This window comes from Micromonospora sp. DT47 (assembly GCF_049844475.1).
Classification (GTDB): domain Bacteria; phylum Actinomycetota; class Actinomycetes; order Mycobacteriales; family Micromonosporaceae; genus Micromonospora.
Map to the genome: position 1 here is coordinate 58,352 of NZ_JBNCLC010000027.1, position 19,725 is coordinate 78,076.

The 19,725-nt window shown below is 67.3% G+C and carries 20 protein-coding genes and 1 pseudogene; 10 read left to right on the forward strand and 11 right to left on the reverse strand.

Annotated elements, in window-relative coordinates; all coding sequences use genetic code 11:
- The first annotated feature begins 314 nt into the window (after positions 1-314).
- The gene (locus ACLQ2U_RS28415) at positions 315-938 is read left to right on the forward strand and encodes a hypothetical protein (RefSeq protein ID WP_425753970.1); all 624 of its coding nucleotides are present in this window, start codon (positions 315-317) and stop codon (positions 936-938) included.
- 295 nt (positions 939-1,233) lie between these two features.
- Here the strand turns inward: ACLQ2U_RS28415 and ACLQ2U_RS28420 are convergent, their stop codons facing one another.
- Both ACLQ2U_RS28420 and ACLQ2U_RS28425 read right to left on the reverse strand, forming a co-directional pair.
- Positions 1,234-2,367, reverse strand: coding sequence for an IS110 family transposase (locus ACLQ2U_RS28420; protein ID WP_425753971.1), 1,134 nt, complete (start codon positions 2,365-2,367; stop codon positions 1,234-1,236).
- Positions 2,368-2,738: 371 nt separating this feature from the next.
- A complete protein-coding gene (locus ACLQ2U_RS28425; RefSeq protein ID WP_425753972.1) occupies positions 2,739-3,188 on the reverse strand; it encodes an iron chaperone in 450 nt (149 codons plus the stop codon).
- 329 nt (positions 3,189-3,517) lie between these two features.
- Between ACLQ2U_RS28425 and ACLQ2U_RS28430 the strand changes: the two are divergent.
- From ACLQ2U_RS28430 to ACLQ2U_RS28440, 3 genes and pseudogenes are all read left to right on the forward strand, one after another.
- A pseudogene (locus tag ACLQ2U_RS28430) lies at positions 3,518-4,364 on the forward strand (ABC transporter ATP-binding protein).
- A complete protein-coding gene (locus ACLQ2U_RS28435; protein ID WP_425753973.1) occupies positions 4,361-5,122 on the forward strand; it encodes an ABC transporter permease in 762 nt (253 codons plus the stop codon). Before ACLQ2U_RS28430 ends, ACLQ2U_RS28435 begins: the two are co-directional and overlap by 4 nt.
- A gap of 30 nt (positions 5,123-5,152) precedes the next feature.
- Positions 5,153-5,923 (forward strand): MerR family transcriptional regulator, encoded by a 771-nt coding sequence (locus tag ACLQ2U_RS28440; protein ID WP_425753974.1) that lies wholly within the window; start codon positions 5,153-5,155, stop codon positions 5,921-5,923.
- Positions 5,924-6,134: 211 nt separating this feature from the next.
- On the opposite strand, the gene ACLQ2U_RS28445 is transcribed toward ACLQ2U_RS28440, so the two are convergent.
- Together ACLQ2U_RS28445 and ACLQ2U_RS28450 are read right to left on the reverse strand one after the other, a co-directional pair.
- Positions 6,135-6,812, reverse strand: coding sequence for a hypothetical protein (locus ACLQ2U_RS28445; RefSeq protein ID WP_425753975.1), 678 nt, complete (start codon positions 6,810-6,812; stop codon positions 6,135-6,137).
- A 113-nt stretch (positions 6,813-6,925) separates the two neighbouring features.
- Complete coding sequence (locus tag ACLQ2U_RS28450; RefSeq protein WP_425753976.1) at positions 6,926-7,702, reverse strand: VOC family protein; 777 nt, start codon at positions 7,700-7,702, stop codon at positions 6,926-6,928.
- A 260-nt stretch (positions 7,703-7,962) separates the two neighbouring features.
- Between ACLQ2U_RS28450 and ACLQ2U_RS28455 the strand changes: the two genes are divergently transcribed.
- The gene (locus ACLQ2U_RS28455) at positions 7,963-8,754 is read left to right on the forward strand and encodes an SIR2 family NAD-dependent protein deacylase (protein WP_425753977.1); all 792 of its coding nucleotides are present in this window, start codon (positions 7,963-7,965) and stop codon (positions 8,752-8,754) included.
- 232 nt (positions 8,755-8,986) lie between these two features.
- Positions 8,987-9,391: a hypothetical protein gene (locus tag ACLQ2U_RS28460; RefSeq protein WP_425753978.1), complete on the forward strand. Its 405-nt coding sequence runs from the start codon at positions 8,987-8,989 to the stop codon at positions 9,389-9,391.
- A 358-nt stretch (positions 9,392-9,749) separates the two neighbouring features.
- Here ACLQ2U_RS28460 and ACLQ2U_RS28465 read toward each other — a convergent pair whose 3' ends face one another.
- Positions 9,750-10,220 carry a hemerythrin domain-containing protein gene (locus tag ACLQ2U_RS28465; RefSeq protein WP_425753979.1) on the reverse strand — a complete coding sequence of 157 codons (471 nt, stop codon included), beginning with the start codon at positions 10,218-10,220 and terminating at the stop codon, positions 9,750-9,752.
- 638 nt (positions 10,221-10,858) lie between these two features.
- On the opposite strand from ACLQ2U_RS28465, the gene ACLQ2U_RS28470 reads away from it, so the two are divergent.
- Entirely contained in the window at positions 10,859-11,191 is a 333-nt protein-coding gene (locus ACLQ2U_RS28470) for a PadR family transcriptional regulator (protein ID WP_425753980.1), read from the forward strand.
- Positions 11,188-12,246, forward strand: a complete 1,059-nt coding sequence (locus ACLQ2U_RS28475) for a hypothetical protein (protein ID WP_425753981.1) — start codon at positions 11,188-11,190, stop codon at positions 12,244-12,246. The genes ACLQ2U_RS28470 and ACLQ2U_RS28475 overlap by 4 nt, the downstream gene beginning before the upstream one ends.
- Positions 12,247-12,422: 176 nt before the next feature.
- On the opposite strand, the gene ACLQ2U_RS28480 is transcribed toward ACLQ2U_RS28475, so the two are convergent.
- Positions 12,423-13,031, reverse strand: coding sequence for a class I SAM-dependent methyltransferase (locus ACLQ2U_RS28480; protein ID WP_425753982.1), 609 nt, complete (start codon positions 13,029-13,031; stop codon positions 12,423-12,425).
- Positions 13,032-13,453: 422 nt separating this feature from the next.
- Between ACLQ2U_RS28480 and ACLQ2U_RS28485 the strand changes: the two genes are divergently transcribed.
- Positions 13,454-14,395 carry a TIGR01777 family oxidoreductase gene (locus ACLQ2U_RS28485; protein ID WP_425753983.1) on the forward strand — a complete coding sequence of 314 codons (942 nt, stop codon included), beginning with the start codon at positions 13,454-13,456 and terminating at the stop codon, positions 14,393-14,395.
- Positions 14,396-14,533: 138 nt separating this feature from the next.
- Here ACLQ2U_RS28485 and ACLQ2U_RS28490 read toward each other — a convergent pair whose 3' ends face one another.
- Entirely contained in the window at positions 14,534-15,037 is a 504-nt protein-coding gene (locus tag ACLQ2U_RS28490) for a MarR family winged helix-turn-helix transcriptional regulator (RefSeq protein ID WP_425753984.1), read from the reverse strand.
- A 31-nt stretch (positions 15,038-15,068) separates the two neighbouring features.
- Between ACLQ2U_RS28490 and ACLQ2U_RS28495 the strand changes: the two genes are divergently transcribed.
- Positions 15,069-16,136, forward strand: a complete 1,068-nt coding sequence (locus ACLQ2U_RS28495) for a GNAT family N-acetyltransferase (RefSeq protein WP_425753985.1) — start codon at positions 15,069-15,071, stop codon at positions 16,134-16,136.
- 185 nt (positions 16,137-16,321) lie between these two features.
- Here ACLQ2U_RS28495 and ACLQ2U_RS28500 read toward each other — a convergent pair whose 3' ends face one another.
- The 4 genes from ACLQ2U_RS28500 to ACLQ2U_RS28515 form a co-directional block, all read right to left on the reverse strand.
- Positions 16,322-16,846: a hypothetical protein gene (locus tag ACLQ2U_RS28500; RefSeq protein WP_425753986.1), complete on the reverse strand. Its 525-nt coding sequence runs from the start codon at positions 16,844-16,846 to the stop codon at positions 16,322-16,324.
- Between the two features lie 105 nt (positions 16,847-16,951).
- A complete protein-coding gene (locus ACLQ2U_RS28505) occupies positions 16,952-17,422 on the reverse strand; it encodes a hypothetical protein (protein ID WP_425753987.1) in 471 nt (156 codons plus the stop codon).
- Between the two features lie 149 nt (positions 17,423-17,571).
- Complete coding sequence (locus ACLQ2U_RS28510; protein ID WP_425753988.1) at positions 17,572-18,735, reverse strand: IS110 family transposase; 1,164 nt, start codon at positions 18,733-18,735, stop codon at positions 17,572-17,574.
- Positions 18,736-19,178: 443 nt separating this feature from the next.
- Positions 19,179-19,725 (reverse strand): STAS domain-containing protein (locus ACLQ2U_RS28515; RefSeq protein WP_425753989.1); only part of this gene is annotated, 547 nt, incomplete at its 5' end.

A 19,725-nucleotide genomic window follows, 5' to 3' on the forward strand; every position in this document is an offset into this window, starting at 1 on the left:
GGAAGGTGCCTTGAGGCGCGGCGGAGTCCGTCGTGGCTGGGCTGGCAGGCAGACTGGCGGCTTTGCATCGGGACGGGGGTTGGGGGGTGGCCCCTTGTTGCCCCCTGGTGACCCGTTCAGCGGGCACGCAACGGGCACGGAAGAGGGCCAAGGGCTGAGCACTGCTCGCATGATCACACCATGGGGATTCCGCCGAAGGGCGCACGTGCGACCCGCCGGCGGCGATCGTGAATTCTCAGAAGCCGTTGGAAATTTTGTGAGCATTGCCACAACCATCTTCTGTCCCCACAGACCGGACTCGTTAGGGTCAGCCCGTGAAGATCAGGGGACGCACGATGTTGATGAGGCGAGGCAAGACCCGTCGTTCGGCCGAGATGGCTGCGGCGATGGCAGCGGCGCTGCTCGCCGGCTCGGCCTGCGGCAGCGGTGACGGGCAGCAGCCGGACTCTGCGGCTGCCTGGGAAGCGCCAACCTCGAGCGCGCCGCAGGCCAGCGCACCGGCACGGCTCGCGAAGATCACCTCGGCTTGCAAGCTGCTGCCCGCCGGAGTGACCGTGAAGGTGCTCGGCGGGTCTGCCGGTACGAAGCTGAGCGCCGAGGAGGAGCCGGTCGACGAAACCGAGACAAGGCGCAGGTATTCCTGTGCCTACGGCCGGGACGGCCAGGAAGCATTTTCCTTTATCGTGCAGGTCAGCCCGGATCGGGCCGACACCGCCCGCGAGTCGATCGACGCCATCGCCAACGGGAGCGGCGGGAAGACGACCAGGATCGAAGATCTGGGTACGGACGCCGTTACCTATGAAAGCGACGGCGCTCGGGTGCTGGCCGTCGCCGTGCCCTACGAGAAGGAGTTGCGACTGCTCGTGTTCACCGGCCCAACGATCGTGCCGCAAAGCAAGTTCACCGAACTCGCCCAGCACGTCATCCCCCAGATCTGAGTGCCAGGGCACCGCCCGGAGAGAGGATGGCGTGCTTGAAGGCTGCCGCAGCGGTCGACGTTGACACCACTGACTGAGCTGCCATTCCGATGCTCACTCCTATGGAGGTCAAGTGGTCAGGGCGGTGAAGTCGGCGAGCAGGACGGTGTAGACGTCGCGGACGATGTAGCGCTTGATGCGTGACACGATGCCCCGGCTCGTTGGCTACCCGCTGTGAACGTGGAGCGGTCGGATGCGGTCGGGCCTATCCGCTCATGGCACCCCTTTATGTCAAGACACCGCTCGGAGGGCGGGTTTAGGCTGGCTGGTGGCGGGTCCGGGAAGTGGCTTGTCCGAAGGGCCGATGTCCGGGGTCAGGTCGGTCACGCTGGATTGCAGAGTCGTCCCCGAGTGCCCTCCCGGATCCGCCGCCTGCCTGCGTTTCTGGTCGGCGGCCATGCGGGCGTAGACGACGTTGGACAGTCGTCGTTTCAGTGCGCGCATGGCTTCCATGGAGGTCTTCCCGGAGGTTTTTCTTCGCGTCGAAGTAGGCGCGGCCCTCGGTGCGGTTGCGCAGCTGGACCACGGCCATGATGTGCAGCGTCCGGTTGATCCGCCGGTTGCCGGCGCGGGAGAGCCGGTGACGCTTCTGGTCGCCGGAGGAGACGTCCAGCGGGGCGGTGCCGTTCCAGGACGCGAACCGGTCGCGGTCGGCGAAGCGGCGGATGTCGTCTGCCAGCAGCCGGGCTGCGCCTGAGGGGCCGATCCCGTGCAGGTCCATCAGGGTGGAGCCGCGGGCGACCACCAGCTCCTTGAGGTCCTTTTCCGCGGCCTTGATCTTCTTGTCGATGCCCTCGAGTTCACCGATGAGCTCGACGGCGAGGCGGCGCCGGGTCTTGCCGACGATGTCGCGGGTTTTGATGGTCGCGATCAGCGCACGTGCCTGCCGTGCGGACAGGAATTGCTTTGCCAGGCCTGGGAAAAGTTCCAGCAGCAGCCGGTGCAGCCGGTTGATGGTCTGCGTCCTGGCGCGGCCCAGCTCGTCGCGGCGGTCGACCAGCATCCCCATCACCTGCAGGTCCGGGTCGAGCTGGACCTGCACGAGGTTCGGGGTGCGCAGTGCGACCATCGCGACCGAGTGCGCATCGACCGGGTCGGTCTTGCGGCCGTTGCCGGTGGCGAACACCCGCACCTGCGCAGACAGCTTCGCGGGCACATCGAGCACCGTCTCACCGTCATGCAGCAGGCGGTGGGCGATGTGCTTGCCGATGCCGTTGCAACCCTCGACCGCCCACACCCGATCGGCGTACTCGCGGCCGGCGGCGAGCATCTCCGCGTAGCCGGTCTTGTCCGTGCCGTACCTGCCCACCGCGAGCACCCGGGCGCGTTCGTTGACGACCTCGATGGTTGCTGAACGCTTGTGCGGGTCCATCCCGATGATCACCGACATCGGCGCCTCCCTTGACTGAGCTGGGTGAGTTGTCAGCAAGGAGGGCACCGCTACTTCGAGCAGAACAAACCCCTTTCCAGCCTCTCCTCGCGCGGTGCCCGGCGAGACCGCAGGCCATGAGAGAGCCACACCAATGACACCGGTGGGCAGCCGCAATGTGGGAGCGTCTCGCCGAGCACCTGGACCGAGTCTGGCCGGACATCGATCCTGCGGAAAGTCTCTAAGTAGCCGCTGTCGGTGCCCGTCCTTCACGCGCGACTGCATGCGAGAAAGCGCTCAGAGATGTGGCACGGAGGGTCGTGACGGCGGGTGCTGAGACGGAGCCGTCCGCACCGCTAACCGAGCGCCACGCGCGGCGATCGCGGCAACGGTCAGGAGACCGCAGCCTTCACCAGCTCGACGACCTTCTTCTCTACCACGGGGCTCCACTTCTGGAGCGCGTACGACACCGGCCACAGGTCCCCGTCGTCGAGGTTGGCCGCGTCCTGGAAGCCCAGGGTCGAGTACCGGTAGTTGAACTTGCCCGAGTCCTGGAAGAAGACGACGACCTTGCCGTCCGCGTTCGCGTAGGCGGGCATTCCGTACCAGGTCTTTGGCAACAGCTCCGGGGCGGTAGCGGTCACCGTCATATGCACGCGCTCGGCGAGCGCACGATCCTCCGGCGCCATCTGCGCGATCCTGTCGAGGACCGCCTGCAGCTCGTCGGCCTTCTTGGCGCCCTTCTTGCCCTCGGCCCGCAGCTCGGCGGCGCGCTCCTTCATCGCGGCACGCTCCTCGGCGCTGAAGCCGTCGGACTCGGTCTTGGAATTCTTCGCAGGCATTTCCGGGCTGCCTTTCGACGCTCAAGACTCGGCGAGATGCCGGCCATCTGAAGGCTAGGCCCGACGACACCCTGGCGCTTCTCGATTCCTGATCGGATTGGGGGCCAGCCGAGGCGTTTGAGTAGGCGCTCTTCACTGAGGGATCGTCCGGATCTGCCGCCGGCCGGGCGTCACGGCGCGTCACGAGCGGTCGGGCACCGACGACCCGGCTCTGGCCGATGAGCGAGCGGTGGATGGAGCCCTGACCCCACTCCCGCAATCTGAGCAGATAACGCTGCCTTGCTCCCGGGCTTGACCTTGACGCAGCGTCAACCCTGCATGCTGGCACCATGTCCATAGATTTTCAGATGTCAACCGAGCAGGTCCGCGGGCCTGTGATCCAGGTCCAGGGCCTGGAGAAGTCATACAAGGATCTGCACGTGCTGCGTGGCGTGGACTTCGACGTGGCGCGGGGCAGCATCTTCGCCCTGCTCGGCTCCAACGGGGCGGGTAAGACCACGGTCGTGAGGATTCTGTCCACGCTGCTCAAGCCGGACGCGGGGACGGCCAGCGTCAACGGCTTCGACGTCGGCACGCAAGCGACGAACGTGCGGGAGTCCATCAGCCTGACGGGACAGTTCGCGGCCGTCGATGAGATCCTCAGCGGGCGGGAGAACCTGGTGCTGGTCGCCCGGTTGCGGCATCTGAGGGATCCGGGCCGGATCGCGGATGAACTGCTGGCCCGCTTCTCCCTGACTGACGCGGCGACACGGAAGGTGTCGACGTACTCGGGTGGCATGCGCCGCCGCCTCGACATCGCGATGAGCCTCATCGGGAACCCGCCGGTGATCTTCCTCGATGAACCGACGACCGGGCTCGATCCACAGGCGCGTCTCGAGGTGTGGCAGGCCGTCAGGGAGCTCGCCGGGCAGGGCACGACGGTGCTGCTCACCACGCAGTACCTTGACGAGGCCGAACAGCTCGCCGACCGGATCGCGGTCCTCCACCGGGGGCGCATCATCGCCAACGGCACTCTCCCCGAGCTCAAGCAGCTGCTCCCGCCCGCCAAGGTCGAGTACGTCGAGAAGCAGCCGACCCTCGAGGACGTCTTCCTCGCCATCGTCGGTGACGACGGCACTGACAGCAAAGTAGGCGCCGCCAGCCCCGACGGCACGAACAACTAAGGACCCTCGATGACCAAGCACTTCTTCGGTGACACCACCGTCCTGCTGGGCCGGTCCCTGCGCCACATCGGCCGCAGCCCGGACACCATCATCACGACCGTGGTCATGCCGATCGGATTCATGCTGCTGTTCGTCTACGTATTCGGCGGCGCGATCCAGACCGGGTCGGACAAGTACGTGAACTACCTGCTGCCAGGCATCCTGCTCATCACGGTGGCCTCGGGCATCTCCTACACCGCATACCGGCTCTTCCTGGACATGAAGGGCGGCATCTTCGAGCGGTTCCAGTCCATGCCGATCGCACGCTCGTCCGTACTGTGGGCGCACGTGCTGACCTCGCTGGTCGCCAATCTGATCTCGCTCGTGGTGGTGGTGCTGGTCGCCCTCGTCATGGGCTTCCGCTCGGGGGCCGGCGCGCTGGACTGGTTCGCGGTCACTGGCATCATGATGCTGTTCACGCTGGCCCTGACTTGGCTCGCCGTCATCCCGGGCCTGACCGCGAAGTCCGTGGACGGCGCGAGCGCCTTCTCCTATCCGCTCATCTTCCTGCCATTCATCAGCTCGGCCTTCGTACCTACGGAGAGCATGCCCGGCCCGGTGCGCGCCTTCGCCGAGAACCAGCCGGTGACGTCCATCGTCAACGCGATCCGCGACTTGTTCGCTCAGCAGCAGGTCGGTGGCGACATCTGGATCGCCATTGCCTGGTGTGCCGGCCTCCTCATCGTCGCGTATGGCGTCGCCATGGCCATCTACCACCGCAAGATCAGTTGACGATGTGTCTCCTTCGTGCAGGCTGAAGCCATGCTGACGATCGGACGGCTGGCGTCCTACGCCGGGGTAACCATCCGCGCGGTGCGGCACTACCACCAGATCGGACTGCTCCCGGAGCCGGAGCGCGACGCCTCCGGCTACCGGACCTATGGCGCCGTCGCGGTTGTGCGACTCATCCGGATCCGGACCCTGGCCGAGGCCGGCGTCCCGCTGGCCCGGATCCGCGAGCTGCTCGGCGCCGACCCGGAGACGTTCGCCGCCGCAACCACCGAGATCGACCGGCAGCTGCGGGCGCAGATCCGCGCGCTGCAGGAGCACCGGCGGCGGATCGCGAGGCTGGGCTCCGGCGATTCGTTGGCTCTCCCAGAGGAGGTGGTCGACTACCTGGACCGCCTGCGTGCCACCGGAGCGCCGGAGGCGATGATCGTGGCCGAGCGCGACGCCTGGATCCTGATAGCGGCGCGCTGGCCGGAGGCGATCCCGGCGTTCATGGCCCAGAAGGTGGCCGAGCTGGCCGACCCGAAGATGGTCCGGCTCTACCAGCTCATCGGTCGGATCGCGGAGGACTGGGAGGACGAGGAGCTGTTGCGCGAGACGGCCGACCTGATGAGCGAGCTGTTCGAGCAGGCGGCGGCCAATGGGCAGCTGGACTGGCGGGACGAGCACGTGCCCGACGCGGAGTTCATCCGCCTGATGGACGCGTTCGCCGATGGTGCCCACCCCGCCGTCGCGCGGCTGCGGGAGCTGATCGCTGAGCGTGGGTGGACCGGGTGGACTCGGGTCGAGAAGCGCGAGCCCTGAGCCGTCACGCCGTGCCCGCACCCGCCTCTGATCAGGCGCACTCATCTGCCGCCGACCGCGCGTCCGTCAGACACTGCGGTGACGCTCGACGGGCTGTCTTGCCGATATGCGCGCCTGTCCCCTCACGTGACGGCTGCGCGTCGCGGTGCACTCCTTGGCAATGGAAGCCGCACGAGCGACCTGCTGCAGGGGCGGCCCAGTGGGCCTGCTGCTACGTCGCGGCGATCGGGTATCCGATCGCGGCGATGTCCTCGCGTAACTCGGCGACAGTCAGTTGAGGGTTCAGGGCCTGTATCACTGCGTCGGTGAGCGGCCGGTGCGCGACGACGTGCTCGACCACCGTCCGGTCCACCTCGATCTCGTAGTAGTCCGTGGCGAACTCAACATACCGGGCGACGATGTCGTCGAGCAGGATCTCGAGCATGCCGGCACCGTCCGGCCCGGTGTCGTTGTACGGTCCGCACGGCGGCGGGAAGGTGCCTTCGCCGGCGTGCCAGCGGTCGTCGTCGGCGAGCCGCCACAGCACTGCGGTAGCTATAAGCTGCCCCATCTCATCGCAGAACGCAGGTTCGGCCGCGTGCGGACGCAGTACCACGGGGACGCCGTCAAGCAAACCCGGCCACAACTCGCGGTCTGGGTCGCGGTAGGGCGACATCACTGACTCATGATCGAACACCCGGATGAACGCGCCATTGGTGGCGAATACGATGGCCCACTCGTCGCCGCTGCCATTGCTCATCAGCGCCGCCTCGTCCTTGCCCCACTCAGAGGTGTAGGCGTAGTACGGCTCCCCACCGTCGATGATGCGTTCCAGCACGGCGAGTGCCTGGCAGCGCTCCTGCAGCCGGTCGATGGGAGGCAGTTCGGCGGCGATGTCGTACACGGTCACCGGGTGACCCTACGTCGGATGGCAGAGGCTCAATCACGCCCCTGAGGGCGACGCCGGCAGCCACCGGGCACCCTCGGTCGCCGTGCACTCTCAGCCGCTGATAGAGCATTCGTTCAGCCGGGCGTGCTGGCTGGTCTCGCGATCACCGAGAACTCGGCGCCGAAGGGGTCGGTAATGGTTGCTATCCGCCCATAGAGCATGTCCTCGACGTCACCGGAAGTACCTCCGGCTGCCCTGGCGCGCGCAACCACGGCGTCGGTGTCGGCGACCTCGAACGTCGTCGCCCATCTAGAGGATGGGGCCTCCGGGAGGCCGAAGATGCCGCCAATCTCGTGGCCGTCCGGCCGGCGGAGGAAGGTGAAGTCGAATCCCGGAAGATCCTCGTTGCGGTCAAGCGTGAAGTCGAATACCGCCGCGTAGAAGGCGCCGGCGGGATCGGGGGTCGCAGTGACCAGATCGTTGCGGACCAACGATCCAGGCTCGTTCACGATCTGGGCGCCGACGTGCGCGCGGCCCTGCCAGAGCCCGAATTGCGCACCGACGGGATCCCGCGCGATTGCCATGCGGCCCTGGCCCATCACGTCCATAGGCCCGTTGATGACGGTGCCGCCCGCGTCAATGATGCGCTCGGCGGTGCCATCGCAGTCCGCGGTTGCGAAGTACATGCTCCACCAAAACTCGGTGGCGGCCGAGTCGGGGTTAGGCATGATCGCCGCGACCGGTCGGCCATTCAGCAGGCACATCGTGTAATGCCCGGTTTCCGCCGGACCTACCTCGTACTCCCAGCCGAACAGCGCACGGTAGAACCCCATCGCGCGGTCAAGGTCGGGGATGCCGAGATCAATCCACGTCGGAGTACCGTCCGGCTGGTTGGCGGTGACGTAACTCATCGCACGCTCCTTCGACTCAGACCGGGCCAGGCCGGGCTGACCGGCCGCGTGAGACGTTACTGTCAGGGACCGACAATCACGCCGCCGCAGCTCAGGCCGGGGGCGCCAGGACCCGATCGGCGAGGTAGCCGACCGGTCCCGGGCGCCGCCGACGTCGACACTCGCCGCTATGCCCGGACTCGACGTCGCACCAACGCACTTTCTATGCCGCGATGCGGTTGCGCGTCGGCCGTCGCAGCGTGATGGCAGGATCTCCACACATGGAGAGCGTTGTGCCGCGTCGAGCTGCCCAACTCCTCGGCAGCGCCCGCCGTGTCGTCATCTTCACCGGCGCCGGGATCTCCGCCGAGAGCGGCGTGCCCACCTTCCGTGACGATCTCACCGGCCTGTGGGCGCGTTTCGACGCCCAGCGGCTCGCCACTGCGGAGGCGTTCCACGCCGATCCAGACCTGGTCTGGGGCTGGTACGAATGGCGGCGCAGGCGGGTAGCCCGAGCCGAACCCAACCCCGGGCATCTGGCGATCGCCACCATCGAGGCCCGGGTCTCCGGCAGCACCGTCATCACCCAGAACGTCGATGACCTGCACGAGCGGGCCGGAACCCTGGCTCCGATCCACCTGCACGGCAGCCTCTTCGCGCCCCGCTGCATCGGGGCGGCCGCTCACCCGGCAATCTTTCAAGACACACAGGACGGCGAGGCCGCGCAGCCGCACGAAGGCCGCCGGATACCGCCGCCGCAGTGCGCGTCCTGCGCAGTGCTCGTCCGCCCGGGAGTGGTGTGGTTCGGTGAGGCACTGCCGGAGGCCGCGTTGACCGCGGCGGTCGAAGCCGCCGCCGCCTCCGACGTGCTGCTGACGGTCGGCACCTCCGGCGTCGTGTACCCGGCCGCCGAGATCCCCCGGATCGCGGCACGCTCAGGCGCCACCGTGATCCAGGTCAACCCGGAACCGACCCCACTCGACCGGGTCTCCGCCATCAACCTGCGCGGCACCGCGGCACAGGTCCTCCCGGCCCTGGTCGCTAGCGCATGGGGGGAAACCGACGAGAGATAACGGCGGCGGGCCGATGCGTCGGCTCACGCCCGCCTTCCCTCGCACACTCACTTGCCGATGAGCGTGTAATCGATCATGCGGAACGGGGGTCCGGGTGACGGTCGCGACGGTGAATACGCCGCGTCGCCGTTGGTAGGTCGGTTCACCAGTTGCCGGAGCAGTCATGTGTGACTCTGTGAATTGTTTGTGTTGCGGCTGGACGGTGGCCGGGCCGGGCCGCCACGATCAGCGCATGACTATTGAACATCGGCGGGCAAGGCGGCCTCCCTCCGCGCGCTGGCGGAGGATCGGCCTGCTGACCGTGGCGTTGGGAATTCTCGCCGTGGGAGCCAGCTACCCGCTGACGATGCTCGAAGACACCGGATGGCCCTGGCACGCAAGTGTCGGCCATGAGGTGGGCGTCGGCTCCAGCGCCAGACTGGTCCACGCCAACGGCACGGTCGAGACCTTCGCTGGTACCCCTGAGGAGGTCGACGCATGGATGGCCCGCAGACAGGGTGAGCTCATGAAGGAGTACGGCCTGGACAAGAAGATCGCCGCCGGCCGCACGCTGTCCATGATCGGGCTGATCCTGCTGATTGCCGGCGCCGGAACACTGCTCTGGCGGCTCACCGCGCGTCTGCACGGCCGGACCTGAACACCACGCGTAACCAGCGTTCCATCCATAACGCAGCCCCGCTTCGCCGATCCGGTTTGAACATGCGGCAGCGCGTACGATTCTGCCGCGATCCGCGCTATGCAGTTGCGGCATGTCGGCGTCGTCAGCGCGTGGACATGCCGCCGACCGTGCGCGCGAGTCGGCGGACAGGTCACGCGTCGTAGCGGACCCTGCCAGACGCCCACGGTCCAAACATGTCAAAGAGCGCGCTGTGGATGCGGTGAACCCTGTCCGGACGCCATCGTGCTGTCCTCGTCCCGGCAATCGGGGGAGGTGGACCGAGTTCGGCAGCTGAGGATGGAGCGGCCGGGCCCGCCGGTTCGCGGGCCCGGGTTGCTCACAGCGGTCCCAGGACCTCCTCGGGTGGCGCATCCAGCGAGAGCGTCTCGAGCACAGTGAGCAGCTGACGCTCCTCGTACCGGAAATGGCTCTCCATAATGGCTGCGACGCCCTCGAGGTGACGATCTAACTCGGCGACCGGTGCGGCCCGATCGACTGCGGCCTGCAGGCCTGCGAGCAGGTGCGCGATCATCGAGTGGTCCTGGGTGAGGTAGCGGAGCACGGGCTCCAGCTCCGGGTGGACCGCCTTGATCGCCGGGAACAGGGTATGGTCCTCGCCCCGATGGTGCCCGTCAAGGGCAGCGCAGAACCCGTGGCAGTACAGCAGCATGTCGCGGGTGGTCGCCTCGCCGGACCGGCCTTCGGCAACCGCACTGCGGGTGAGGTCGAGCGCCTCGCGCAGGCGCGCGTGCACCTGGCGAAGCTCACGGCTCCAGGCGATGAGCCTGGTCGTCTCGCGCTCAGTCACGCGAAGACGAAGGATGCGACGTCAACATCGTCGGTCTCCCTCGGTCGGGCGCCTCCATGCCTGACACCGTCTGCCACCGGCACGCGACGCTACCCGAAGCGTAGTTCATCGAGATCAGCTGACGGAAAGGCGAAAGACTGCCATGGTCAGACCATGCACGCTTCTGCCGCGAAGCGCTCGTCACCGAAGGTGACGTCGGCACCGGTCTGCGACGTCCGGACGTGCCGACGCGGTCGTTCGCTAGCTTCCGGCCCCGTTACGGATGATCGTCGGCGCTGCCCGTGAATCCTCTCCAGCTCCGCCGCCAAGGTCACTGCTTGCGACTGGTGGCAGCGGCCGAACCCGTTGCGGGGTCCGGGGCAGTAGGACCTGACCGCTGTATCCGGGACCCAGGACGATGGCCGCCCCGTTTGTGGGCGGGGCGCCGACGACGCTGCTCTCCACCGCCGGTATCGCAGGAGCGAAATCCGGCCCGCCCAGGTCTCCGGCGTCCGCCGCGTCACCGTCGCCCATGATCACTCCTTCTTGTCGTGGGCTCCGCGCGTGCCGGGGCCCGGTGAACCCGCCGGCGCCAGCTCGGCTTCCGGCACACAGCATATCTTGTCTTCCACTATATTAGGTGGATGAGTTCTCGGGCGATGACCGAACCAGCCTTCTTCATCCTCACCGCGCTGCTCGACGCTTCGCGCCACGGCTACGGGATCGTCGCGGAGGTGGCGGAACTGTCGCGGGGCCGCGTGCAGCTGAAGATCGGCTCCTTGTACGGGGTCTTGGACCGACTCGTCGGTGATGGCCTGGTCGAACTGGACCGCGAGGAGGCATGGCAAGGACGGTTACGCCGGTACTACCGGTTGACCGAGCGGGGTCGCCATGCCCTCGACGCAGAGGCTCAACGGCTGGCCGCCAACGCACGCCTCGCCTCGACCCGGTTGCGCGAGCGGCGGAACCCGATCACGGGGACGCCGTCGTGAGCCGGCTGGAGGAGCGCTACCGGTTCCTTCTTCGGCTGCTGCCCGCCGCCTACCGGCAGGAATGGGAAGACGACATGGTCGCCGCCTTCCTGGACAGCATGGATACCGGCGACTCCGAGACCACCGCGTATGTCACGGACTACGGCCGGCCGAGCCTGTCCGAGGTCGCCAGCATCGTGTCCCTCGCCGTTCGTTTGCGTCTCGGCGGGGCTGACGCGCCACCCCGCTCGTTCGCCTGGGGGCAAGCCGTGCGACTGGCGACCCTGATGGCGATGCTGGCCCACGCCGTCATGGTCACCGCCAGCATCGCCGTCACACTGTGGCTCTCCGGGAAGATCGCCTGGTTGCCGGCTCCTGCACTGGAATGGCCACTCAGCCCGCCATCGAACATCTGGCACACCGCGTGGAATCTCGCCGGCTACGCCTGGTTACCGGCCTACATCGCGCTTGTCCTCGGACACCGGCGCGTGGCCCAAGCGGTCGCCCTGCTCGCCATCGTGCCTCCGGCCATCACCACCGCCGTGGAACAAGCCACCGGTGACGTACCGCTGTCCGTGTCGCCCTGGGCGATGCTGCTCATCGACGTCTTCCTGCTACTCGCGATGGCGGCCTTCCACCACGGAGCCCCACCGGTGCCGCACCGCCCTTGGCTCCTCGCGCTGCCGATCGGCATCCTCCTCGTCCCCGTGCCGCTGTTCACCATTCAGGCGACCACACCGGCGCTGAGGCTCCTGGACTGGCCGGGCCTGTCCTGCGCGGCGGTCACTTCCGCCATGGTGATCCACCTGACCGTTCGAGTATCCCGTCGTCCGTCTCGCACACTGCCATGGTCACTGGCGCTAACCCTGCTCGCCGTAACCACGCTCGCCCAGCGAACCGCAACCCTGCCCGACTACAGCGACCAGGCACAGCGCACAACACTCGCCACGATCGCTTCCGTGGAGGTTGTCGCCGTCCTAGCGGTAGGCGTACCGCTCGCCGTACTAGCCATCCGGGCACTGCGCCGACTTCCATCGATCCCCACCGTCGCCCCAAGACCCACCACACCGACGTAGGAACTCGCCCAACCTCGGCACCACCGGCCCGAGACGCAAGCCCCATCGGCCGCGCAGACCACAACGGAACGCACTGTCATGCCGCGATCCGGTCGCTACGCAGCGCAACAGTTCGCGCCAACGGCTTGGCGTGCGGACACGCCGATGTGAGTGCACGGAGACTCCGCCGACTCAGCTCACCCTTCGGTCGCGATTGCCGCGATTGCGGCGTGTGGCCGATGAGTGCCTTCGCTGGGCCGCTGCAGGCGCTCAACTTCCGTGAAGCCGGCTCGCGTCAGTCGCTCGGAGAACTCGTCAACGGGCCAGCGATAGGCGGTCACGACCTTGTGGTCGAAGGCGGCGACCTCGTCACCTACGAAGAGACCAAGCACTAACGTTCCGGCCGGGGCCATCACTCGCCGGAACTCAGCGAGCACGCTGTCGAGATCTTGCGGCGGCAGATGGATCAACGAGCCCCAGGCCAGGATGCCGGCGATGGAGTGGTTGGCAACGGCGAGATTTTCCATCGACCCGAGTTGGTAGCTACCGCCCGGGTGGGCTGCCCGCGCATGGGCGATGAACTCGGGGACCATGTCGATTCCCGTTGCGTTGACGCCCAGCGAGCGAAGGTAACCGGTGATATGGCCAGGCCCACAGCCCAGATCGAGCACCGTGCCAGGCCGGCCCGCCAGATGTCGCCCGATGAAGGCGAGGTCGTCGGCGTGTACCTGCTGGCTTGTACCGAACAGCCCGATGTAGAGCTCCGCGACGGACGCATATGCCTGCCGGACCTGCTCCATGTCCACCACGCGACTGTATGGGCTCGCGGATTGGCAGAGCAGGCCGGGGCCGGCGCGGGGACGCGTCGAATCTCGCGGTGCCCGCATCCGACGATCCGAGGGCAAGGTCGGATGAGCACATCTGCCGCGAGGCGCTCGCTACGCAGCGTTACAGCAGGTGGTGCGGCCGGCATCCGGACCTGCCGAGTTGAGGGTATTCGGTCATAGCCGAGAAGAAGTGCGGGCGTGGGCTGCGCGACGGTCCTGTGGAAGGCACGTCGTCAGATGCCTGGGTTCAGCGGCAGACACGAGCTGGGTGGCCGGGCGGCTCTGGGTCAGGGGGGCCATGAGGTAAGCGCGTATGTGGATCTTGACGGTCTGGCTATCCGGCCATACGCTCAGAGCGTAGTTGAACATGTTCAAAGAGAGGCGCCGGGCGAGGAGGGACTGTGAAGGTCGTCATTCCCGGTGGGACTGGGCAGGTCGGCACGATTCTGGATCGGGCGTTGACTGCGGAGGGTCACGATGTTGTGCTGTTGACGCGCTCGCCGAAGGGTGAGCGTCAGGTTCACTGGGATGGCTCCACGCTTGGCGATTGGGCCAAGCAGATCAACGGCAGCGATGTGGTGATCAATCTGGCGGGGCGCAGTGTGAGCTGCCGGTACACCGCGGAGAACCTCGAAGCCATGATGAGCTCACGTGTGGAGTCGGCGCGGGTTGTCGGCGAGGCCATCGCCGAGGCGGCCCGGCCACCCAAGGTGTGGATGCAGATGAGCACCGCAACGATTTATGCGCACCGCTTCGACGCGGCCAACGACGAGCAAGGTGGTCTGATCGGCGGTGGCGAGCACGGTGTGCCCGGGTACTGGACGTACAGCGTCAAGATCGCTCAAAATTGGGAAGCTGCGCAGGAACGGGCGGCAACTCCCGATACGCGCAAGGTTGCGCTGCGGTCGGCCATGGTGATGAGCCCCGACCGTGGTGGCGTGTTCGACGTGCTGAGCTGGCTTGCGCGACTCGGACTCGGCGGACCGGTCGCGGGCGGTAGGCAATATGTCTCGTGGATCCACGACCAGGACTTCGCCCGCGCCATTCGATTTCTGATTGAACGCGAGGACCTCACCGGGGCGGTGAACCTAGCCGCACCCGGCCCGTTGCCACAGCGAGAATTCATGCGAGAGCTGCGTTCGGCCTGGCGGATGCCGGTTGGCCTGCCGGCCACCAGGTGGATGGCTGAGGTCGGCGCGTTCGCGATCCGGTCGGACACCGAACTGCTGCTGAAGAGCCGGCGAGTCGCCCCGGGACGGCTCTCAGATGCGGGATTCACATTCGGCTATCCGCAGTGGCAGGCCGCGGCCGCAGACCTGGCGTTACGGCGTCGCCGAGGCTAGCAGCTTCGCGCCAAAGCCAAGGCGCCGAGCGACCACACTTCCTGTGACAGAGCCCGTTCTTGCGAACGAGATAATCGGTTCACTCATCTGCCGCGATGCGCGCGGTCATGCCGAGTTCAGTGCGTCACCCATCCATGATCATGCCGATGGGTGCCGTTTGGGTGGTCGATCGTCGCCGGCTTGGGGCTCTTCCAGCCTCCGGGCGATCTGTTCGATGGCGATGAGGTCTTCCGGGGCGAGCCGGTCGACAAAGTGGCGTCGTACCGACTCGACATGGGCCGGTGCGGCGTTGTCGAGTGCGTCCAGACCTTGCGCCGTGAGTACGAGATAGCAGCCTCTGCCGTCGGTCGGGTCGGGCGTGCGCCTCAGGAGACCGCGCGCTTCCATCCGGGTGGCGTGCCGGGACAGTCGGCTGCGTGACCAGCCCATCTTGTCGGCCTGTTCCCCCAGGGTGCTGGTGTGGGCGGGCCGCTCCGACAGGGTGCTCAGTACCTCGTAGTCGGGCTCGGAGAGTCCGATCGCGGCCAGATCGCGCGCCGTGCCGGTCTGGACGGCGACCACTACGCGCCGGAACGCTCGCCACGCCCGCTCCTCGTCAGGGTTCAACCAGCGCACAGTCCCGGCTGGCGGTTTCGTTGACATGTAATCAATCTACCATCTAGACTTCGTTTCCATGTTAACGAAACCGGTTCGTGTCCTTGTACTGATGTGCAGCACCCGCCCAGGCGCCCTCGGGCCCCTGGTGGGACAGTGGCTGATCGAAACGATCACCCCTCGTGCCCCGGAACTCGGCGTCGAGCTCGTACCGGTGGCCCTCAGCGATCTGAACCTGCCGTTCCTGGACGAGGAGGAGCATCCGTCGTCGGGTGTCTACCGGCATGAGCACACACGTCGGTGGAGCGCGATTGTCGACGCGGCGGACGGGTTCATCGCGGTCACGCCCGAGTACAACTACGGAATGCCAGCGACGCTGAAGAACGCGCTGGACTACCTCAGCCGCGAATGGGCGTGGAAGCCGATCGGTTTCGTCAGCTACGGCCACACGTCGGCGGGCACCCGGTCGGTTCAGCATGCCAAGCAGGTGGTGACTACGCTGCGCCTGGTCCCGCTGGGCGCCACGGTCGCGATCCGCATCGGTGACGCAACGGAGAATGGGCGACTGCGGCCCGACGCCACCCGCGACACGGCGGGTGTCGGCCTGTTGGACGAACTGGTCCGGGTCGCCCAAGCCCTACGGCCGATGCGCGAACGCGCACAATCCGGGACGCTGTCCGGCCCGCTGCCAGGGTCCTACGCGAGACGGCTGACCCCCGACGACGCGCCCGAGGTCACCGTACTGCAGCGGTGCTGCTGGGTGGACGAGGCCGTCGTCAACGACACCATGGCCATACCGGCCCTGCACGAGTCGCTGGAGGAGGTACGCGACTGGCTGGCGACCTGGCACACCACGGGCATCTGGCTGGACGGCCGACTGCTGGGCATGGTGCGGGCCCGTCGCGTCGACACCGACTGGCACGTGGGTCGGCTCGCCGTCGTGCCCGACCTGCGAGGTCAGGGGCTGGGCCGGTGGCTGCTACGTACCGCCGAAGCCGGCGCCCAACCGGATTGCCGCCGCATCCTGCTGTTCACCGGCGCGAAAAGCCTGCGGAACATCGACCTCTACCACAGCGAGGGGTACCAGTCGGCGCCACTCGCCGGCCCCGACGGAACCATCTGCCTCACCAAGGACGCATCCCGGTAGCCAACGCTGAACGCTGCCGGCCCAATTGGACCCGCACCGATCCGGTACGCGCTCATGCCGCCGACCGCGCGTCACGTGGTGTTACGGCACACGGGACAGCCGTCCGGGTCAGGAACTGCCAATGTGCGGATGTATGGCGTGCCGCCGCACCGGCAGCACCGGTCCCGCTCGGACGACTGGGACGACTACGCCGTTGTGGCTCCGGCACTGGCGGTGTGCTGCTGGTTTGCTGCGGTGCGCCGGACAACCTGGATACCGGCGGTCGTGGTGATCACGAGTGCCACGGATGCGGCGACCAGCAGCAGGGTGGTCTCGGCCAGGACGGTGCGCATGTACTCGCCGCCGTTCGCGGTGGCGGACAGGTACTGCACGGCTGCGATGAGGTTGAGGGGTACGGCGACGATGGCGCTCATCCGCCACCGGGCCACTGGCGCTGTGGGTGCGACCAGCGGCCCGGTGCGCCGGGTCCGGATGACCCAGTTGGCGACGCCGGCGACGGCGGCAAGCAGCGTGAGAAGCAGCAGCCAGAACATCGCCGAAGACAGCTCGCGAAGCGGCACGATGGTGTCGAGCATGTCCACCGTGCCGGACCCGTCGTGGGTCACTACGCCGATCCGGTGCTCGTACGCTGCGAGGGCGACGATGGTGTGGAAGACGGCGACGACCGTGAGGGCGACAAGGGCAGTCACGGCGGTGCGGGCAGCGGGCACCTGACGACGATAGCTGAAGGCAAAACATCGCTGGAGCCCTGATCCTTGTTCGCGGGTTGCCTCGTGGAGTCCACAATCGGGTACACGGATCTGCCGCGCGAAAGCTCAGCTTCGCTCCTGCCCCACGTCTCGCCACCATCGCTGCATGAGGTCGCGAGCCTTCATAGTCGCCGCCTTTGCCTCTTCCGCCGCGCCAGGTTCATCAAGCCATCCCAAAACCTCCGGCAGCGAGGCGCTCCACGAGACGTCCACAGGAAGCTGCTCAGGAAGTGGGCTGCTGAAGGGCTGGCGATGCGGTGGGGGCGCCCAAGCAACGCCTCCGCGGGCTGCCGCGAGAACGTCGAGCCAAAGACGCTCCCCGCCGGGAGCGAGGGAGATGCCGATCATCCACTGGCCACGGTCGCGAGTGGTCTCAACCTCTCGGCGACCAGTGAAGACCAGAAGCGCATTGCCGAACGACTCAGTCGGCCCACCCCGGCTCGAGGTGACCCGGTAGCCAGCCTCTTCAAGCCACCGCAACGTGGCGCGGACATCATCGTTCGCGACGGCATCGACATACTCCCGCACTGTGTTCACGACGAAATTGTGCCGAAAACGCGGCCCTTCCGAAGTCCCAATGTTCAGGGAAGCTGCGCAACGGCGCTGTGGGCGAAGCGCCCTCATCTGCCGCGAGGCGCGCGTGCTCCGCCTCAGAGACCGTCGTCCGGCCATGGCACCCCTCTGTGTCAAGAGGCGGCGAGGAGTGGTGTTCTAGGCTGGGTGTCGGCGGGTCCGGGAAGTGACTGTTCCGAAGTGCCGGCTATGGGGTTTCGGTCGGCCGCGCTGGATTGCAGAGTCGCCCCCACGTGTCCTCCCGGGCCCGTCCCGGCCGTCTTGGCGTCTTTGATCATTTGCTTGTAGACGATGTCGGACAGCCGTCGCTTGAGGGCGCGCATGGCTTCCATCGGTGTCTTGCCGGCGGCGAGTTTGCGGCGGTAGTAGGCGCGGCCTTCGGTGTCGTGGCGTAGCTGGACGACGGCCATGATGTGCAGGGCCCGGTTGATGCGCCGGTTCCCGGCCCGCGACAAGCGGTGGCGTTGCTGGTCACCGGAGGACGCATCCAGGGGTGCGGTGCCGTTCCAGGACGCGAAGTGCCCACGGGTGGCGAACCGGCTGATGTCACCGATGTCGCCGATCAGGCGGGCGGCGCCGGAGGGGCCGATGCCGTTGAGGTCCTGCAGGCTGCTGCCGGTGGTCTCGACGAGCTCGGTCAGTTCCTTGTTCGCGGCCTTGATCTTCTTGTCGACCTGGACCAGCTCGGTGATCAGTTCCGACGCCAGCCGCCGGCGGGTGGCCCCGACAAGATCGCGCGGCCGAACCGTGTTGAGCAGGGTCCGGGCCTGCGGGGCGGACAGGAACTTCTTGGCTCCGCCGGGCAGCAGTTCCAGCAGGAGTTTGTGGATGCGGTTGAGCAGATCGGTGCGGGCGTGACCGAGACCGTCGCGGCGGTCGACGAGCAGCCGCAGTGCAACGGTGGCGTCGTCGACGGTGACCTGCCGCAAGCCCTTGGTGCGTAGGGCTGCGACGGCGACGCTGTGGGCGTCGACCGGGTCGGTCTTGCGGCCCTGGCCGGTGTCGAACACGCGGGCCCGCGCGGACAGTTTCGCCGGCACGTCCACCACGGTCTCGCCGTCGGCGACGAGGCGTTGAGCGATGTGCCGCCCGATCCCGTTGCAGCCCTCCACCGCCCAGATCCGGTCCTTGTGCTGCCGACCGAGCTTAAGCATCGTCCGGTATCCGTCGCGGTCGGTGGTGAACCGGCCTTGCGCGAGGACCTTCTCGCGGTCGTTGATGATCTCGATGGTCGCGGACCGCTTGTGCGGATCCATGCCGATGATGACGCGTCCCACGCTCGTCCTCCTCGATCAGACACGGGTGATGTCAGCGAGGAGGGCAGCGCTACTTCGAGCTGGGCAGACCCCTCTTGAGCCTCTCCCCGCCACGGTGACCGGCAGGACGCACGCCAGATGAGAGCCACACCAAACCGCGGTGGGCAGCCGATGAGAGAGCCACCCCGCCGGTCACCTCGACCAAGCCTGGCCGGGCTGCGGTCGTAGCGCCAGTTAACAAGTAGCCGATGAGCGTGCGTTTCGCCATGGCCGAAACTCCGCAAAGAACGGCGCTGGCTGTCCTGGCGCGGTGAAGGTGGCGCGGCTCGCATCACAGTTGCGCCGGCTGGCGCGCCCGCGACTAGCGGCCCGCCGAGACAGCCGAGTCCATCGCCTGGGCGAGCGACCACTCCCGGTCGCAGGGCGGCGGCGATCAGGTCGGCGACGTCCACTTCCGGCTTCCGTCAGGCGGCAACCATCACGCCGGGCGGCTCCGTGACGGTCGCGGGGGTGGATCCAGTCCGCGACGGGTATTCGGATCTTGTGGGCAGGGGCTTCGGCTGGTCGATCGGGGCGGTGAGGACGCCGAGCAGCCCGGTCACTTCCAATACCCGACGGACGATGGGTTGCGGGTGGGTGACCCGCATCTGGCGTCCGGCTTGGACGGCGGCGTTGCGCACGGCGACGAGCGCGCCGAGTCCGGCGCAGTCCAGGAACGTAACCCCGGCGAGGTCGACGTCGAGTACAGCGGGAGTGTGATCGTGCAACACGCTGAGCAGCCTGTCGCGTAGGGCTGTTGCGGTTGCCAGGTCGACCTCTCCGACCACGGCGACCCGGGCCGTGGTCGGCGACGGGCGGGTCGTGGCGATGCGTAGCTGCGCCAACGCAGTCACGGGCGAAAGCTTGGTGGACATTGTGTTCCTCCGGCCCAACTGCTTAGAGCCTGGTAAATAAGGGGTTCCGGGCGTCGGCTGGCCTCGTGGAGATTGATGATTGCGGCCGTACGGGCGT

Excerpts from the sequence above, each read along its gene's own strand:
- ACLQ2U_RS28435 (WP_425753973.1), top strand. The coding sequence starts at position 4,361 with ATGACCAAGCACTTCTTCGGTGACACCACCGTCCTGCTGGGCCGGTCC.
- ACLQ2U_RS28495 (WP_425753985.1), top strand. The coding sequence starts at position 15,069 with ATGTTAACGAAACCGGTTCGTGTCCTTGTACTGATGTGCAGCACCCGC.
- ACLQ2U_RS28490 (WP_425753984.1), bottom strand. The coding sequence starts at position 15,037 with ATGTCAACGAAACCGCCAGCCGGGACTGTGCGCTGGTTGAACCCTGAC.
- ACLQ2U_RS28455 (WP_425753977.1), top strand. The coding sequence starts at position 7,963 with ATGGAGAGCGTTGTGCCGCGTCGAGCTGCCCAACTCCTCGGCAGCGCC.
- ACLQ2U_RS28460 (WP_425753978.1), top strand. The coding sequence starts at position 8,987 with ATGACTATTGAACATCGGCGGGCAAGGCGGCCTCCCTCCGCGCGCTGG.
- ACLQ2U_RS28440 (WP_425753974.1), top strand. The coding sequence starts at position 5,153 with ATGCTGACGATCGGACGGCTGGCGTCCTACGCCGGGGTAACCATCCGC.
- ACLQ2U_RS28450 (WP_425753976.1), bottom strand. The coding sequence starts at position 7,702 with ATGAGTTACGTCACCGCCAACCAGCCGGACGGTACTCCGACGTGGATT.
- ACLQ2U_RS28420 (WP_425753971.1), bottom strand. The coding sequence starts at position 2,367 with ATGTCGGTGATCATCGGGATGGACCCGCACAAGCGTTCAGCAACCATC.
- ACLQ2U_RS28425 (WP_425753972.1), bottom strand. The coding sequence starts at position 3,188 with ATGCCTGCGAAGAATTCCAAGACCGAGTCCGACGGCTTCAGCGCCGAG.
- ACLQ2U_RS28470 (WP_425753980.1), top strand. The coding sequence starts at position 10,859 with ATGACCGAACCAGCCTTCTTCATCCTCACCGCGCTGCTCGACGCTTCG.